Consider the following 16,218-nt stretch of genomic DNA (forward strand, 5'->3'; position numbering starts at 1 on the left):
GGCGGGGAGTATGGCGCATTCCATCGAGTTGTTGCGCTCCTTCCCCTTATTTCAAGGGCTCCCCGCAGAGGAGGTCGCCCGGATCGCCCGGCTCACCGTCCCCCGGCTGCTGCCGCGGAGGGCGGCGGTATTCCGGGAGGGGGATGAGGTGGAGTCGATTTATTTTGTGGCGAACGGTTTGATCAAAACAAGCCGGACCGACGAGAAAGGCAATGAACAGATCTTCTCGTTCCTGAAGCAAGGCGACATGTTCCCGCTGACAGGCCGCTTTGATGCGGAAGTCTCGCCGGTAACCGCCTCAACCGTCGTCGAAACCAGCTTGCTCGCCATCCCGCTTCGCACCTTCGAGCAGCTTCTGGCCAGCTCGCCGGAACTGGCGTTTAAGATGATGGGGCTCATGAGCAGCAAAATCCGCGAGCTTCAAGACAAACTGTTGAATTTCAATCAACGGAGCGTAGAAGACCGAGGGATTTCGTTCCTGATTTACTTAGCGGAGCATTTCGGAGTGGAACGGGGGGAGGAAGTGGTTGTTCCGATCCCGGTCACGCATCAGGAGCTCGCCAGCACGATCGGATTTGCACGGGAAACGGTGAGCCGCCTTCTGACCAGTCTCCGCAAGGAAGGCATCGTTCAGGTCAGCCGCAAAGGCTTTGTCGTTCGGGATCTTCAGGCTTTGAAGGAAAAGGTGTGCGTCAAAGAAAATTGCCCGCATTGCCGCAGTCTGAAGGGTGTAAGGCAAGGGTAGAAAAGGTTGAACCAGCGTTGCTGTCCCGCTTAAGCTATGATAAGCCGCTCGCCGTAAGGCGAGCGGCTTCTTCATTCTAACCCACAAAAAAACAGCTCCGCCGAGGCGGAGCCCAAAGCAATCCATATAAAAAATTAGGAGGAACCTCATAGTAAATAGTGCCAACCCCCGGGGCTTAAAAATGCAGCACGGTGATCAGCATCGGAGCAACCCCTAACGTAATCAGGGCAGCCAGGATCATCGAGATACTGGAGATGGTCCCGGTCAAAGAGCTCAGCTCGAACGCTTTGGACGTCCCGGTCCCGTGGGCACTTGTCCCAAACAGTACGCCGCGGGCAACCTCTCCTTCAATGCGGAACAGCTTCATGACCAGCGGCCCAAGCATGGCGCCAAGCAAACCGGTCAGAATAACGAAAACTGCGGTAATATTCGGAACACCGCCGATCACCTGCGACACGTTCATCGCAATCGGCGTGGTAACCGAGCGGGGGATTAAGCTGGAGATCAGCTGATTGTCGAGATGCAGCCATTCCGCCAGAAACGCGGAGGAGAACATCGCGACCACCGAGCCGCTCAGTACGCTGATGAGAATTTCTACCGCATGTTTTTTCAGCACGTTGTAGTATTTGTACAGCGGAATCGCAAACGCGATCGTGGCCGGCTGCAGCAGGCTGCTCAGCCACTTGCCGCCGGAATGATAAGCTTCATATGGGATTTGCGCCCACAGCAAGCCGATGACCAGAATCAACGGAGTGATCAGCAGCGGGGATAAATATACTCTTGGCCGAATCCGATACAGCCGTTTGGTTAATCCGTAAATGATTAAGGTAGCTGCTAAGCAAAGTATGCCAATCATCATGAGACTCGGCCCTCCTTTCGTTTTTCGATACGCGAGGCGATGAGCCCGGAACTCACCATGACGATCACGGTGCTGAGGATGACTACGATCAGAATCCGCACGCCTTCACTTTCAAGCAAGGGAATATATTGCATAACGCCGACGGCAGCAGGAACGAAGAAGAGCAGCAGCTCGGCCAACAGCCAATTGGCTCCCCGTTCAATCCATTTCAGCTTGACGACGCCTGTTTTCAATAACGTAAACAAGAGAGCAATGCCGAGAATCGAACCTGGAATGGGTAAATGGAGCAGCTCTGCGACCTTATTCAGGGCCATTGCGGCGAAGAACAGGATGGCTACTTGAACGACCCCTATGCCGACTTCTTTCATCTTGTTCATCTGAGCAGCTCCTTTCTGTTTTTGGTTGGTAATGAAATTTTACACCGATTGTTTTCATGAGTAAAATGAATATACTGAATGTAGATCATTCCATTTGGTTATAGATAATTCGCTGAAAAGGAGAGCAGGCTGTTGGATATCCGACAAATGCAGGTTTTAATTGAGGTTGCGCGGCTGCGGAGCTTCACTAAGGCGGCCGAGGCGCTGTATATTACACAACCAAGCATCAGCAAAACGATCAAGGCGATGGAGGAGGAGCTTGGCGTCGTGTTGTTCGACCGGGTCGGCAAGAAGATTGAATTGACCGATGCGGGGCAAATCATCGTCACGCAGGCGCAGCAGATCGTAACGTCCTTTCAGAATCTGATGGCGGAGCTCGACGATTTGCGTAATTTAAAGAAGGGGCATCTTCGCATCGGGCTTCCGCCGATGGTGGGGGCGAGCTTTTTTCCAAAGGTGATTGGGGAGTTTCATCAACGTTATCCCGATATTACCATCCAACTGTTTGAGGACGGGGCCAAAAAAGTTGAGCAGGACGTCGCCAGCGGAGCACTGGACGTTGGGGTGGTGGTGCTGCCGACGGTGGAGGCGGAGCTGAGCTGTTTTCCTTTTGTGGAGGAGAAGCTGAATCTGGTGGTGCACCCTACGCATCCGCTCGCAGAGCGGGAATCGGCGGAATTGGCCGAGCTGGCTCAGGACGGCTTCGTGTTGTTCCGCGAGGACTTCACGCTGCATGACCGCATTATCGGGGAATGCGCCAAAGCCGGGTTTCAGCCGCACGTGATCTACGAGAGCTCGCAATGGGACCTCATCAGCGAAATGGTTGCCGTTGGCCTCGGCATCACACTGCTGCCGGAAACAATCTGCCGCGAGATCGACGATGAAGGTGTACGGATCATTCCGCTCGTCAAGCCCGTTATTCCGTGGAAGCTCGGGATCGTATGGCGCGATGACCGGTACTTGTCCTTCGCCACCCGCGAATGGATTCGATTTGCCCAAGAAGTGCTGACACCCCGGATTGGATGAAAATCCCCTAAATGTCTGAGTTCTGACAAATTTAGCGTCTCTGGGCTACTTGTGTAACCGGTTAAGCCTACCTATAATAGCGAAATGATTCACAAATTGAGACTAGGGGACAGGGCTTAGATGAGTTTGTTGCGAAAAAAATCAATTGCTTCGATGTTACAAGAAAAAGTGACCGGTTCCGGGGTTGGCGGGATGAAAAAGGAGCTGGGTGTCTTTGATCTGGCCATGCTAGGCATCGGCTGTATCGTTGGGACGGGCATCTTCGTGCTCACGGGAGTAGCTGCCGCCCAACACGCCGGACCGGGCCTGATCTTATCCTTTATTTTAGCCGGCATTGTCTGCGCCTTCTGCGCGTTGTGTTATGCGGAATTCGCCTCCATGGTCCCGGTATCGGGAAGCGCCTACACCTACAGCTACGCGACCTTCGGTGAGTTAATCGCCTGGATTCTTGGCTGGGATCTGGTCCTGGAATACGGCTTTGCCGCTTCCATGGTCGCCAGCGGATGGTCGGGATATTTCCAAGGCATGATCTCCGGCATGGGGATTCAGTTGCCCACCGCGCTAAGCAGCGCTTTTGACCCGGCGAATGGTACATACGTCGATCTTCCGGCCATCTTGATCGTGCTGGTGTTGACGTTTATTGTCTCCCGCGGCTCCAAGGAGTCCTCCCGGCTGAACTCGCTGATGGTTCTCGTCAAAATCGCCGTGATCCTTCTCTTCATCGTGGTTGGCGCGTTTTACGTCAAGCCGGGCAATTGGACGCCGTTTATGCCGTTTGGCTTCAGCGGGGTCGTAACCGGAGCGGCGACGGCGTTTCTCTCCTATATCGGGTTTGATGCGGTGGCTACGGCTGCGGAGGAGGTCAAGAACCCGCAGCGAGATTTGCCGCGCGGGATATTATGGTCCCTCGTCACCTGCTCCCTGTTATATGTTCTTGTGACAGCCGTGCTGACGGGGATCGTTCCTTTTGCCGAGTTAAATGTAAAGAATCCCGTAGCCTTCGCTTTGCAATATATCAACCAGAATTGGGTTGCCGGCTTTATCTCACTAGGGGCGATCGTTGGGATCACGACCGTATTGTTCGTATTGCTGTTTGGGCAATCGCGGTTGCTTTACGCCATCGGGCGAGACGGTTTGCTGCCGAAGCCGTTGGCCCGGTTGAACCCCAAAACCGGTGTCCCGGCGAACAGCACGTGGGTGACCGGTGTGGTCGTCGCGATTTTTGCCGGATTGATCCCGCTCGGAAGGCTCGCCGATCTGGTTAGCATCGGGACCCTGTTTGCGTTTATTTCCGTATCGCTGGGCATTATTATTCTGCGCAAGTCCCGCCCGGATCTGAACCGAACGTTCAAAGTGCCTTTGGTTCCTTGGATCCCGGCACTGGCGGTGCTGACTTGCGGGTATTTGTTGACCAGTTTGCCGGCCGTGACCTGGATTGCTTTCCTGATCTGGATGGCCCTCGGGTTGGCCGTTTATTTTGCCTATGGGTATAAACATAGCGAGCTTTCAAGGTAACGCGGCGATAGGCTTGCATCGCAATAAGGTTCATTCATATATTCCCCTTTGGACCAGCGGAGTGTCCGTGCTGGCTTCCAAGGGGGATTTTGCATATTTCCCGGGAATTCGGCAGATAGTAAAGGGCGTGTCGAAACATGTTAAACCACAAGCAACGAAGGAGAGACCGCTGTGAAGTTTGCCTTAATCTGTTCATTGCTGGCCGGCTTGCTGTTCGGAATGGGGGTTCCCGTTACGGCGGCCCAAGCGGACGTCGCTCATCATTTCGGCTTTAAGAAGAGCGTGGGTGGCCAGCTTCCCTCGATCAACGAGGAAGGGTTCAAAGACATCATCGATAAGCACGGTGCGATATTCTTTGGCGATTCCTCACGCAAGGAATTGTTTCTGACGTTCGACAACGGTTATGAGAACGGGTATACGGCTCCGATCCTCGATACGCTGAAAGCAAAGAAGGTTCCGGCCATCTTCTTCGTCACCGGTCACTACATCAAAGATCAGCCGGAACTGATGAAGCGCATGGCCGCCGAAGGCCATCTAATCGGCAATCACTCTTGGAGCCACCCGGATATGACGACGATTTCCGATGCACAAATCCGGGAAGAACTGGAGAAGGTCAAAAGTGCGACCGCGCAGGTTACGGGCCAGTCCAAAATGGACTATCTCCGCCCGCCTCGCGGCATCTTCAGCGACCGAACCTTGCGGGTCACAAAGGGACTGGGGTATACCAACGTCTTTTGGTCCGTTGCCTATAAGGACTGGGACGTGAACGACCAGCGCGGGTCGGAATATGCCTACCAGAAGGTTGTCTCTCAGCTGCATCCCGGTGCGGTGATCCTGCTGCACTCCGTTTCCAAGGACAATGCAGCGGCCTTGGGAGCTATCATCGATGAAGCGCGCCGGCAGGGCTATGAATTCAAAAGCTTAGATGAGTTGAAACCGGGACAACCGCTTCCACAACCTTAAATTTCAGACCGTTTCAGGCGGGGGAATCAGCCGCATGGTGCGGTCTTTTTTTGCTTCATTTGTCTGAATTTTGACGGCGCTTGACTTCCTTATTGCAGGCTCTTATAATTAGGCATGCGAATTAATAGTAGTGCTAATAATTAAATAGTGAAAATAAATAGGGGGGGGATTGGTTTGTTTATCGGTGATAACCCGCAGGCGCATAGGCTGCTGAAGGCTTTTCACCGCTTTCGGAGGTTGGATCTCAGCAAACTAACGCCATCGGCGTTTAAACCAAGCGAAGTGCGGTTGATGTTTATCATCTTGCGCGGCATGGAGTTGGATGAGCGTGGAGTGACCGTTTCCGAGCTTAGCGCGATGATGGAGGTCGCTTCTCCGACCGTAACGCCGCTTGTCCGTAGTCTGGAGGAGCATGGGTTGGTCTTGCGCTACAACGATAAGGAGGACCGCCGAGCCGTTCGAGTCAAGCTGACGGAGCAAGGTCTGGATCAGATCCGGGAGATCGCCCGGAAGCGCTCCGCCCAAATTCAAGAGCTGGTTGAGTATTTAGGTGAAGAGAAGAGCCGGCAGCTGATTGAGTTGCTGGAGCAGGTGTATGAGTATGTGGAAGAGCAATTAAATACAAAGAAAAGCCAAGAGTAATGAAAGAATTGAACATGTGGAGATGATGGAATTGATCAAACTTTTCCGCAATTTGAAACCATACCGCTGGCTTGTGGCCGCGGTGCTCGTATTCGTCTTCTTTCAGACGTTATCCGAGTTGTATTTACCAACGCTGATGGCAGACATCGTAGACAAGGGCGTCGTCAACGGGGACACACCTTATATTTGGAGAATCGGCGGGCTGATGCTGCTGGTCGCGCTCGGCGGGATGGCCTGTTCGATCGCTGCCAGCTATTACTCCTCCCGGGCGGCAACGGGCTTTGGGAAGCTGCTTCGCGGCAAGGTGTTTAAGCATGTCTCGAACTTCTCGCTGGAGGAGTTTGACACGATTGGCACCGCCTCGCTGATTACCCGCACGACCAACGACATTACCCAAGTGCAGCAGGTGTTGATCATGATGTTGCGAATGATGGTCATGGCGCCGATGATGTGTCTGGGCGGCATTATTATGGCCGTCTCGAAGGACGCCACCCTATCGTTAGTTCTGGTTGTCATCCTTCCGGTATTGGCCGGAGCCATTTTCCTGATTGCACGTAAAGGGCTGCCTTTATTTAAAGCGATTCAGAAAAAAATCGATAAACTCAATCTCGTCATGCGCGAAAGCTTAACCGGGATTCGCGTAATCCGTTCGTTTAACCGGACCGGCTATGAAAGCAAACGGTTCGACGCAGCGAACCTGGATTTGACGGATACGTCGATTAAGGTGAATAAAATCATGGCCTTTATGATGCCGATCATGATGCTGGTGATGAACTTGTCCTCCGTGGCGATCATCTGGTACGGCGGGCTGCGGATTGATGCGGGAGATATGCAGGTCGGCGACCTGATGGCGTTCCTGCAGTATGCCATGCAAATCATGTTCTCGCTTGTCATGGTATCGATGATGTTCGTGATGATTCCGCGGGCATCGGCTTCGGCGATTCGGATTAATGAAGTGCTGGATATGGAGCCGGTGATCAAGGATTCGGCAATGGGCAGCAAGGCAACGGAAGCCAAGGGACTCGTCGAGTTCCAAAACGTCTCCTTCAGCTATCCAGGTGCAGAACAGCCGGCGGTTCAGGATATTTCATTTACTGCCAAGCCGGGACAAGTTACGGCGATTATCGGCGGAACGGGGTCCGGGAAATCGACGATGATCAGCTTGATCCCGCGGTTCTACGACGTGCAGGAAGGCAGCATACGGGTTGACGGCGTGGATGTCCGCGATATGACGCAGGAGGAGCTGCGGAATAAAATCGGCTTTGTCCCGCAAATGGCGGTGCTGTTCTCCGGAACAATCAACGAGAACATCCGTTACGGCAAGGAAGATGCCACCGACGAGGAAGTGCGGCGGGCGGCGGAAATTGCTCAAGCGTCCGACTTCATCGGCAAAATGGAGCAAGGCTTTGAGTCCCCGATCGCTCAAGGCGGCACTAACGTGTCGGGCGGTCAGAAGCAGCGGCTGTCGATTGCCCGTGCACTGGTACGGCCGGCGAAGATTTATATCTTCGACGACAGCTTCTCCGCGCTTGACTTCAAGACCGATGCGAAGCTACGGGCAGCCTTGAAGCAAGAAACGAAGGAGTCCACCGTAATCATCGTGGCTCAGCGGGTCAGCACCGTGCTTGATGCCGACCAAATCATCGTCATGAATGAGAGCCAAATCGCGGGGATCGGCACACATCAGGAATTGATGGAGACCTGCGATGTCTATAAAGAAATCGTGTATTCGCAGCTTTCGGAGGAGGAGATCGCATGAGCCGGGAACAAACAGACAAAAAACGCGGATTCGGCGGCCCTCGCCGCGGGCATGGCGGCCCAGGTGGACCCGGAGGTCCGGGCATGGGCATGCCGGTAGAGAAAGCGAAGGATTTCAAAGGAACCTTAAAGCGGTTGATCCGCTATTTGAGACCGCACAAATACCAACTGGCCGCCGTATTGGTTATGGCGATTTTAAGTACCGTGTTCAGTATCTTTAGCCCAAAGGTGATGGGGAAAGCGACCACCAAGCTGTTTGAAGGCATTATGGGCAAAATTCAGGGGGTTCCCGGGGCGGAGATCGATTTCCAGTACGTCTGGCATATTATCCTGATTCTGATTGGACTGTACGTGCTTAGCGCGCTGTTTGGTTATGTGCAACAATATTTGATGGCTGGCGTCGCCCAGAAGACGGTCTACGACCTGCGGAAGGACGTGAATGCCAAGCTGAATAAGCTGCCGCTTAAATATTTCGACGCCCGGACGCACGGGGAGATCTTGAGCCGGGTTACCAACGACGTCGACAACATTGCTGGCACGCTACAGCAAAGCTTAACGCAGCTGATCACGTCGATCCTGACGATCATCGGCGTCATTGCGATGATGTTGTCCATCAGCCCATTGATGACTTTGATCGCCGTGCTGACGCTGCCGCTTAGCATCGTGGCGATCACCTCGATTGCTAAACGTTCGCAGAAGCAGTTCGTTCGCCAGCAAAAAGAACTCGGCCAGCTTAACGGCCACGTCGAGGAAATGTATACCGGCCACAAGGTCATCAAGGCGTTTGGCCGCGAAACGAAGTCGTTGGAGCAGTTTGATCATATCAACGAACGGCTGTATGAAGCCGGCTGGAAGGCACAGTTTATCTCCGGCGTGATCATGCCGATCATGAGCTTTATCGGGAACATCGGGTATGTGCTGGTGTCGGTAGTCGGCGGGATTCTCGTCACCAAGAGAACGATCGAAATCGGGGACGTGCAAGCGTTTATTCAATACGCCCGCCAGTTTACGATGCCGATTACGCAAACGGCAAATATCGCCAACGTCATCCAGTCGACCGTTGCTTCGGCGGAGCGGGTGTTTGAAATTCTGGATGAGGAAGAACAGGTGCCGGAAGCGGCCAAACCGGTCGTCTTGGAACAACCTCGCGGCGATGTAGCGTTTAATCACGTTCAGTTCGGTTACGATCCGGAGCATCTGCTCATCGAAGATATGAACATCGATGTGAAACAGGGGCAAACGATCGCGATCGTCGGACCAACCGGTGCCGGCAAAACAACGCTGATCAACCTGTTGATGCGCTTCTACGAAGTGAATGGCGGTTCGATCACGGTGGATGGGGTCAACATCGCTGAGATGAAACGCGGCGACTTGCGCAGCCTGTTTGGCATGGTGCTGCAGGATACATGGCTGTTTAACGGCACGATCCGCGACAACATCGCTTACGGCCGTGAAGGCGCCACGGAAGAAGAAGTGGTGAACGCCGCCAAAACGGCGTATGCCGATCACTTTATCCGCACCCTGCCGGGCGGGTACAACACCGTGCTGAACGAGGAAGCTTCGAATATTTCGCAAGGCCAGAAGCAGCTCTTAACAATCGCTCGGGCAATCCTCGCCGATCCGGCGATCCTCATTCTCGACGAAGCCACGAGCAGCGTCGATACCCGGACCGAAGTGCATATCCAGAAAGCGATGAACGAGTTGATGAAGGGCAGAACAAGCTTCGTCATCGCCCACCGGCTGTCGACGATTCGGGACGCGGACCTCATCCTCGTGATGAACCACGGCACCGTAATCGAGAAAGGCACGCACGAGGAACTGCTGTCGCTGGGCGGCTTTTACGCCGATCTGTACAACAGCCAGTTCACCAAAGGCGGTTTCGAGCCGGAAGCGGTATAAAAGGAAGCCGAGTTTCAACTCGCTACTTATCGTTAAATATGAACGCCACCGGAAAAGCTCCCGTACTTACGGGGGCTTTTTGGCATGAGTCGGTCCGCAGGAATGGGGAGTTGCTGATTGTCTCCCGAGCGTCTTCGCACCATGATCCCTTTCGGTCAGGGAAGGTAGGTGAATAGGGAGAGTAGTCTCTGTGGCCCCTTGCACCATTATCCCTTTTGTTCAGGGAGTAGATAGGTGGGGGAGGTGGGGGAGTCCCCCCAGCTCCTTTGCACCAATATCCCCTTTGATCAGGGAGTAAGTAGGTGGGAGCTGGAGGTCATCTCCGGAGCTCCTTTTCACCATTATCCCCTTTGATCAGGGAATGGGGAGATAAGAAGATGGCGGGAGAAATCAAGCAACTGGTTGGACCATACTTAGCAAACTCGCAACAAGCAAGTAGCGAAGATACTCGGTGTTGACCTGAGCCAACGGGATAATCGTGCAAAGGGGCGTACGGACAGCAGAGGCTCGGCCCCTAGGTCGCCCCGGGGAGGCATAGCAGAGTAAGGGGGGGGGGCAACTCGGTCTACTCGGTATTGTCCTGAGCCAACGGGATAATCGTGCAAAGGCACACACGGAGAGTAGAGGTTCGCCCCTCTAGCCCTCTCCGGCGAGGCGTTGCAACGCTACTTCATCGCGGATGAACAGCTGCCGACCTGAGACGGTGAGCACACCGTCATCGCTGAGTTGACGCAGCTTGCGGCTGAGCGTTTCCGGCGTTGCGCCGATGAGGCCGGCGAATTCTTTTTTGGATACAGGTAGCGTGAATTTTTGGGAGTTTGGCATGGCTTTGCGGCGGAAGTACAACAGCATCTTGGCTAGGCGTCGATCGGTTTCGAGCAGGGTGAGCACGGACGCCCAGGCGTCGGCCTCCTCCAGTTGGGCGCTGAGCGCGGTCATAAACCGGGCCGCCGTATCGGGATCGCGGCGCAAAATATCAAGAAAGTCGCTGCGGAGAATCCGGCAGATGCCGGTCGCCTCGGCGGCAATAGCGCTGGCATAGTGAGGTTTTTCCTGCAGCAGGGCGAACTGGCCGAAGAAGTCCCCGGGAAACAACAGGCGTACGATATGCTCTTTGCCGTTATCCTCCAGCTTGGTCAGCTTAATGATTCCGCGATTGACTACAAACAGCGCATCCGAACGGTCGCCTTCACGGAAGATGATCTCGCCTTTAGAGTATTGCGAGGTTCGCATAACAGAATGAAGCAGCTCGACTTCCGCTTCGCGCAGCTGTGCAAAGACCGGGACGCGAGCGAGACAGGATGGTCCATGGGCCGTTTCTCGGGCATGACAATCGCAAGAATTCATCAGAGACCCTTCCTTTCTAGAATGACGGAGTTATTTACTTTTACCGTAACAGCCAGGGGAATTGGAGGTGGTGATTATTATCACAATATTTCTGTCCAATTCTTGATCCGGATCAAGGTTCTTTGCTTGCCAGTATGGCAAATTAATCCTATCGACAACAAATTTCAGATGGACATGATAGGAGGAAGTAGAATGAACAGTTTTACATTTGATGATCTGCGGCAAATCGACCGCTCCCGACTGGGAAATGAGGTGCCGCTGGAATTGTTCCGGGCAATTCGCCTCATCGGGATGCAGCAGGGGCTGCCTTTGGACGGAAAAGCAACAACCGCTTCGATCGGTCGGAAGATCGGCGAGAGCTTGCCCGTGACCACGTTGGAAGAACTGCTTGGCATATTCGAGGAATTGCGAATCGGTTTACCGCGGGTTTTAGAGCAAAGTGAACGGCTGATCCGGATCGCTGTGGATGATTGCTTTTGTAAAGGGTTGCCGGAAATCGAGGAAAAGAAGGTGTGCGACCTGGAAGGGGCGATTTTGGAAGGGGCGCTGGGTAAAATGTGGAACCGTAAAGTCAACGTACGGGAGACGAAATGCAATGTTTGCGGTGACGAGCATTGCGAGTACGAAATTCGGATTTACGGGTAAGGTTGCCCCTAGGGATAGAAAGGAAGAGAGGCTTGGTGAAAATTTGTCGAAAAATTAGTTAATCATTAGTAAATAATTCTACAAAAATCGACATGTTCTGCCGATATTGATCTCATACGTCACTATTTTTGTGAAATTCACAGGAGGTCATGGAAATGGCAGGGCATGAGGTAAGTGATTTTCTGTACAAGGATTTTCGAAAGAGAAACCTGTTAATCTGTTTGACTCTAACGACCACGGTTATTCTGAGCCTCGCCATTCTGCTAGGGTTACATACGAGCGCCATGGTGACCTTGCTGATCGTGATCCCGAACGCACTGATCTTGTCGCTGGTTTGGGGGGGATACGTGACCCGAAAGAAAGAAAATTGGATCCCTTATATCGCTATCGTGGGCATATTTATTACTTCGATAATTACCGTTCTTCAAGGAGGCGGGGGACCGCTCGGCGCCGTTTCGGCTTTCTTCGTTCTAAGCGTCGGCATCATGTATAATGATTTCAAGGTGGTCATGACCGGACTCGTCGCGGCTTTGGTGGTGATTCTGATCAAATATACGGCGTTTCATGACCCGGCCGGCGAAGGCTCCAATATTGCGGTACTGCTGTATTTCTTTGCCGTGACCGCATGGGTGCTGCTGGCCCAATCCTCACTGGGACGCAAAATGCTGGATAACTCGGCAAGAATGAATAAGGAAACAACGGAGCTCTTGGCGCGTGAGCTGGAGCGAGAGAACGTTACGTCCGAAGCGACCCGGACGATTGCGGTTAGCATCGGGGAAATCCGCGGCAACAGTCAGGACAACTACCATGCGTTTCAAGAAATGGCGACGGCCTTTCAGGAGATGGCTTCCGGTGCGGCCGCGCAGACGGAAACGATCGGCGGAATCTCGGATCATATCGTGACCTCAAACGGGTATATCCGCCGGATGACGACCGCCCTTGACGATCTGGTTGAGACGGTATCCGAAACGAAAGCAGCTTCCGGAGAAGGCGCGGCGGTTATCGGTCAATTGATGGGAACAATCGACCGTTTCCATATGAACATGAATGCGATGAAGGAGGATATCGGAGCATTGATCGGAAATATCCACCTGATCGCCGAATTGACCGCCTCCATTCGCGAAATCGCCGAACAAACCAGCCTGCTGTCGCTCAACGCAAGCATTGAAGCCGCTAGAGCGGGCGAGCAGGGACGTGGTTTCGAGGTGGTGGCTCATGAAATCCGTAAGCTGGCGGATTTAACGAACGAATCCGCGAAACGGATTACGGATAATGTCGGCCAAGCTACGCGTCAGGCGGATTTATCTCAGGTGCGGCTAGAGGAAAACGTTAAAGATATGGAACAGAGCCTGGCACTGGTGAAGCAGACAGAAGGTGCGTTTATGTCGATCAACGCTAATGTTGAGGACCTGGCGCAAGGGGCGGTTGACATGACCGACGTGGCTGGCTCGGTACAGGAGAAAACCAATGAGATCGAGCAGGCGGTGAATGACTTTGTTACCGTGGTGGAGCAGTCTTCAGCGACGCTGCAGGAACTGTTGGCTACCGTTGATACATTGACTTCACAGAACCTGCCGATGGTCCGCCGGATCGAAGAAACCGATCAGGCCGTCAAGCAGTTGGTTGATATGAAATTGCAGGCAAAGTCCTAAGAGGATATCTAGAATAAAAAGGCTTGGTCCAAGGGACCAGGCCTTTTATGATTTAGGATTTTGCCAGTAGATATACGCCGAGTAAAATGACGGCAACACCCGCTAATTTGGTTAGCGTGATGGATTCGTGGAACAGGAAGTAGGCCGGAACCAGCGCCAGAACGTAAGCTAACGCCTGAAGCGGATAAGCGACACTCAGCGGAAGGCGGGATAAAACGGCAAACCACAGCAATGTAGCTAGTCCGTACAAGGCGACGCCGCTTATCACCGCCGGCGAGGTCAACAGCTTACCCCAATGCAGTCCTCCGGATCGACCCAGGCCGATCTTAAACAGGACTTGGCCGGTTACGAGCAGCAGGATGTTGCCAAGCAGCATCAGATAACTAATGGTTTTGTCCATGTTCGCCGGCTGCCTCCCGTTCTTTAAGGATGACGATTTCCTGGGTTAAGCGCAGTACTTGGGCCGTCAATCGGGTAATCACGATCGTCAGGTGTAGAATAAAGGCAAAGCAGAAGAGCAGGCCGAACAGGAACAGCACCGCCGGGGCATATTTTACGCCCAGCTTGGAGGCAAGCCACTCGACGAGATGCACGTTGATCGAGCAGACCAGCAAAACTACGCTGAATAGGATCCAGAGCAGGGAGTACTGCTCTCGAAGTTTTTGACGGCGCACCAATTCCAGGACGAAGATGAGGAACAAGGCGGCAATAAACACGGATAAAACATATATCGCCATTACTCCGTCACCGCCGTCCTGCGAAGTGGGCGACGCAGCGCACTCATAAGTACGGATAACGTCACCTTCACCATATAGTAAGCGGACCGCCACGGGGTGATCGACGATCGTCCGGTTGTGCGGGGGCGCATTTCAACCGGGATTTCGGCAATCCTGCAGCCTTGGCGTTTCAAGTAGACGATGGATTCCACTTCGGGATAATCGGTTGGATAATACCAGGCATACAGCTCGATGACTTTGCGGCCAGCGGCCCGAAAGCCGCTGGTCGTATCGGTGAAGCGTTCGCCGGTCACCCAGGAGACAAGCCGGGAGAAGAAGGCGATTCCCATCCGCCTCGCCGCGGAAGACCGGAAGGACGTTGTCTCCAGGAATCGGGAGCCGATCACGAGGTCCTGCTCCGCGACTCCGGCAATCAGCTTGCGCAATTCTTCTGCCGGATGCTGGCCGTCGGCGTCCATTTGGATGGCGATGTCATAGCCCATTTGCTTGGCATAGAGATAACCGGTCTGCATGCCTCCCCCAATGCCTACATTGTAAGGCAGCGTCAACACCTTGGCTCCAGCTTCCCGGGCACAGCTCTCCGTGCGGTCGGAGGATCCGTCGTTAATCACGAGGATATCGGCTTCCGGCGCGAACTTCCGCACATCCCGAATCACGAAGCCGATGCTGGCCTCCTCGTTATAGGCCGGTATAATGACAAGAATGCTTAACCGATCCGGATTCATGAGGCGGCCGCCCCCTTTCGTGTCGACTGCTCCTGCGGTCGGCGCTGGAATCGAGCAGCCAAGTCTCCAAGCAAAAACGATCCGAATAGGATCAGCAGCGTCATATTGGGATAACCGTAACGGTTAAACGCTACGAACGGAATGTAGATCAGCGTGAAATACGCCAGCGCCAACAAGAGCGGAAGCAAACGGTCTAGCTTCAGGCGGTGCTTTGTCACAGCCCATAAGATGCCAGCCATGTTGACGTACATCAGCACTTGCTGGGCAACGTTCATCACCGGGCGGCTGACCGGCCAAAACGGACGCGAATAAAACGGATGGAAATACAGCTCCACCCATCTCCCCAACGTATACCAATACAAGTATTTCATCGGCTCATGCGTAAAACCGTAACGTAGGATGTCCAATCCTTTGTGGATGGCCGCTGCGTCGGCGCCTTCGAATATCGTTTTGGGATCGTACTGGGGGTAAGCTTCGAAGAAGCCGGCCGGCGGCAGCTGCCAACGGATACGTGTGCCAAGCAGGAACGGACTTCCGCCGGAATTGGTAAAAAGGATAAATTCATGAAACGTCACCCAGTTGCGGATCCACCAAGGCGTCAGCAACAGGGCATAAGTAACCCCCATCAGCAGGGTATATTTGAGCATCGTCCGCCATGGAAGCTTCATCCGCAACCAGATTACGAGAAGAACAGCCGGATATAGAGAGGCGTGCGGCTTCAAATAGGCCGCAGCGGCGGTAAGGACGCCGATCAGGATGTACAGGGCTTGTCCTCCGCGCTCTTGGGCTAAGATCGTACAGCAGACGAGCAGCAACAACAACGTGCGGAAGGTTGTTTCTGAGAGGATCACCCCGGAGGAAAAGTAATCGGGTGGATATAAGGCGGACACCGTACAGGCGATTAATGCCGCACGAGTATTGAAGATTCGCCGGCCGATCCAGAAGATCAGATAGATGCATAATGCTTGCAGAAGACACTGGAAGAGGCGGAAGGCGACGATGCCGCCCTGCTCTTGGCCGAAAACGGCCATAAACCCGGACAGCATCAGCGGCAGCCCGGGCATGATAAAGGCGGAAGGCTCCTCCTTGGTATTGTAAGCAAGGACGCCTTCGTTCAGCAAAAGACGAGAGGACTGAATATACTTCACGTCATCATTGTTCGGGCGGACCGGGTCGCCCAAGAGGAAGTAATCGTTGTAGATCAGGACGATGAGACTCGATATAATCCCCACAAATACCATCAGACCGAACAGGTACCACTTGACCGGGCGACGGACTTCGGATAACGACAACACAGCGATTCAACCCCACTCCATGGATATTTTATC

The 16,218-nt window shown here is 53.7% G+C and carries 16 protein-coding genes; 9 read left to right on the forward strand and 7 right to left on the reverse strand.

Going from position 1 to position 16,218, the window contains the following annotated elements; genetic code table 11:
• The first annotated feature begins 10 nt into the window (after positions 1-10).
• Complete coding sequence (locus BN3277_RS07270) at positions 11-745, forward strand: Crp/Fnr family transcriptional regulator (RefSeq protein ID WP_059041593.1); 735 nt, start codon at positions 11-13, stop codon at positions 743-745.
• 175 nt (positions 746-920) lie between these two features.
• Here the strand turns inward: BN3277_RS07270 and BN3277_RS07275 are convergent, their stop codons facing one another.
• Positions 921-1,601, reverse strand: coding sequence for a CidB/LrgB family autolysis modulator (locus tag BN3277_RS07275; protein ID WP_059041827.1), 681 nt, complete (start codon positions 1,599-1,601; stop codon positions 921-923).
• Positions 1,601-1,972, reverse strand: coding sequence for a CidA/LrgA family protein (locus BN3277_RS07280; RefSeq protein WP_059041828.1), 372 nt, complete (start codon positions 1,970-1,972; stop codon positions 1,601-1,603). The genes BN3277_RS07275 and BN3277_RS07280 overlap by 1 nt, the downstream gene beginning before the upstream one ends.
• Positions 1,973-2,113: 141 nt before the next feature.
• Between BN3277_RS07280 and cidR the strand changes: the two genes are divergently transcribed.
• The 6 genes from cidR to BN3277_RS07310 all read left to right on the forward strand — a co-directional run bounded on the left by cidR (position 2,114) and on the right by BN3277_RS07310 (position 9,784).
• Positions 2,114-3,007, forward strand: coding sequence for a cidABC operon transcriptional activator CidR (gene cidR, locus BN3277_RS07285; protein WP_082691359.1), 894 nt, complete (start codon positions 2,114-2,116; stop codon positions 3,005-3,007).
• Between the two features lie 120 nt (positions 3,008-3,127).
• Entirely contained in the window at positions 3,128-4,522 is a 1,395-nt protein-coding gene (locus BN3277_RS07290; RefSeq protein ID WP_059041594.1) for a branched-chain amino acid transporter BcaP, read from the forward strand.
• A 219-nt stretch (positions 4,523-4,741) separates the two neighbouring features.
• Positions 4,742-5,485: a delta-lactam-biosynthetic de-N-acetylase gene (gene pdaA, locus BN3277_RS07295; protein WP_059041830.1), complete on the forward strand. Its 744-nt coding sequence runs from the start codon at positions 4,742-4,744 to the stop codon at positions 5,483-5,485.
• Between the two features lie 174 nt (positions 5,486-5,659).
• The gene (locus BN3277_RS07300; RefSeq protein WP_059041595.1) at positions 5,660-6,127 is read left to right on the forward strand and encodes a MarR family winged helix-turn-helix transcriptional regulator; all 468 of its coding nucleotides are present in this window, start codon (positions 5,660-5,662) and stop codon (positions 6,125-6,127) included.
• Positions 6,128-6,158: 31 nt separating this feature from the next.
• On the forward strand, positions 6,159-7,886 hold the full coding sequence (locus BN3277_RS07305) for an ABC transporter ATP-binding protein (protein ID WP_059041831.1): 1,728 nt from the start codon (positions 6,159-6,161) through the stop codon (positions 7,884-7,886).
• A complete protein-coding gene (locus BN3277_RS07310; protein ID WP_059041596.1) occupies positions 7,883-9,784 on the forward strand; it encodes an ABC transporter ATP-binding protein in 1,902 nt (633 codons plus the stop codon). The genes BN3277_RS07305 and BN3277_RS07310 overlap by 4 nt, the downstream gene beginning before the upstream one ends.
• Positions 9,785-10,420: 636 nt before the next feature.
• Here the strand turns inward: BN3277_RS07310 and BN3277_RS07315 are convergent.
• On the reverse strand, positions 10,421-11,131 hold the full coding sequence (locus BN3277_RS07315; protein ID WP_059041597.1) for a Crp/Fnr family transcriptional regulator: 711 nt from the start codon (positions 11,129-11,131) through the stop codon (positions 10,421-10,423).
• Between the two features lie 192 nt (positions 11,132-11,323).
• Between BN3277_RS07315 and BN3277_RS07320 the strand changes: the two genes are divergently transcribed.
• Positions 11,324-11,776 (forward strand): V4R domain-containing protein, encoded by a 453-nt coding sequence (locus BN3277_RS07320; RefSeq protein ID WP_089153317.1) that lies wholly within the window; start codon positions 11,324-11,326, stop codon positions 11,774-11,776.
• Positions 11,777-11,931: 155 nt separating this feature from the next.
• Positions 11,932-13,428: a methyl-accepting chemotaxis protein gene (locus BN3277_RS07325; protein WP_059041598.1), complete on the forward strand. Its 1,497-nt coding sequence runs from the start codon at positions 11,932-11,934 to the stop codon at positions 13,426-13,428.
• A gap of 52 nt (positions 13,429-13,480) precedes the next feature.
• Here the strand turns inward: BN3277_RS07325 and BN3277_RS07330 are convergent, their stop codons facing one another.
• Genes BN3277_RS07330 through BN3277_RS07345 form a run of 4 tightly spaced genes read right to left on the reverse strand, consistent with a single transcriptional unit; the run spans position 13,481 to position 16,185 of the window.
• Positions 13,481-13,828, reverse strand: coding sequence for an EamA family transporter (locus BN3277_RS07330; protein ID WP_059041599.1), 348 nt, complete (start codon positions 13,826-13,828; stop codon positions 13,481-13,483).
• Positions 13,812-14,165, reverse strand: a complete 354-nt coding sequence (locus BN3277_RS07335) for a DUF2304 domain-containing protein (protein WP_059041600.1) — start codon at positions 14,163-14,165, stop codon at positions 13,812-13,814. The genes BN3277_RS07330 and BN3277_RS07335 overlap by 17 nt, the downstream gene beginning before the upstream one ends.
• A complete protein-coding gene (locus BN3277_RS07340) occupies positions 14,165-14,890 on the reverse strand; it encodes a glycosyltransferase family 2 protein (protein ID WP_059041601.1) in 726 nt (241 codons plus the stop codon). Before BN3277_RS07340 ends, BN3277_RS07335 begins: the two co-directional genes overlap by 1 nt.
• Positions 14,887-16,185 (reverse strand): ArnT family glycosyltransferase, encoded by a 1,299-nt coding sequence (locus BN3277_RS07345; protein WP_059041602.1) that lies wholly within the window; start codon positions 16,183-16,185, stop codon positions 14,887-14,889. Before BN3277_RS07345 ends, BN3277_RS07340 begins: the two co-directional genes overlap by 4 nt.
• Positions 16,186-16,218: the final 33 nt, after the last annotated feature.

Origin of the sequence: Paenibacillus rubinfantis (assembly GCF_001486505.1) — a bacterium.
GTDB classification, from domain to species: domain Bacteria; phylum Bacillota; class Bacilli; order Paenibacillales; family Paenibacillaceae; genus Fontibacillus; species Fontibacillus rubinfantis.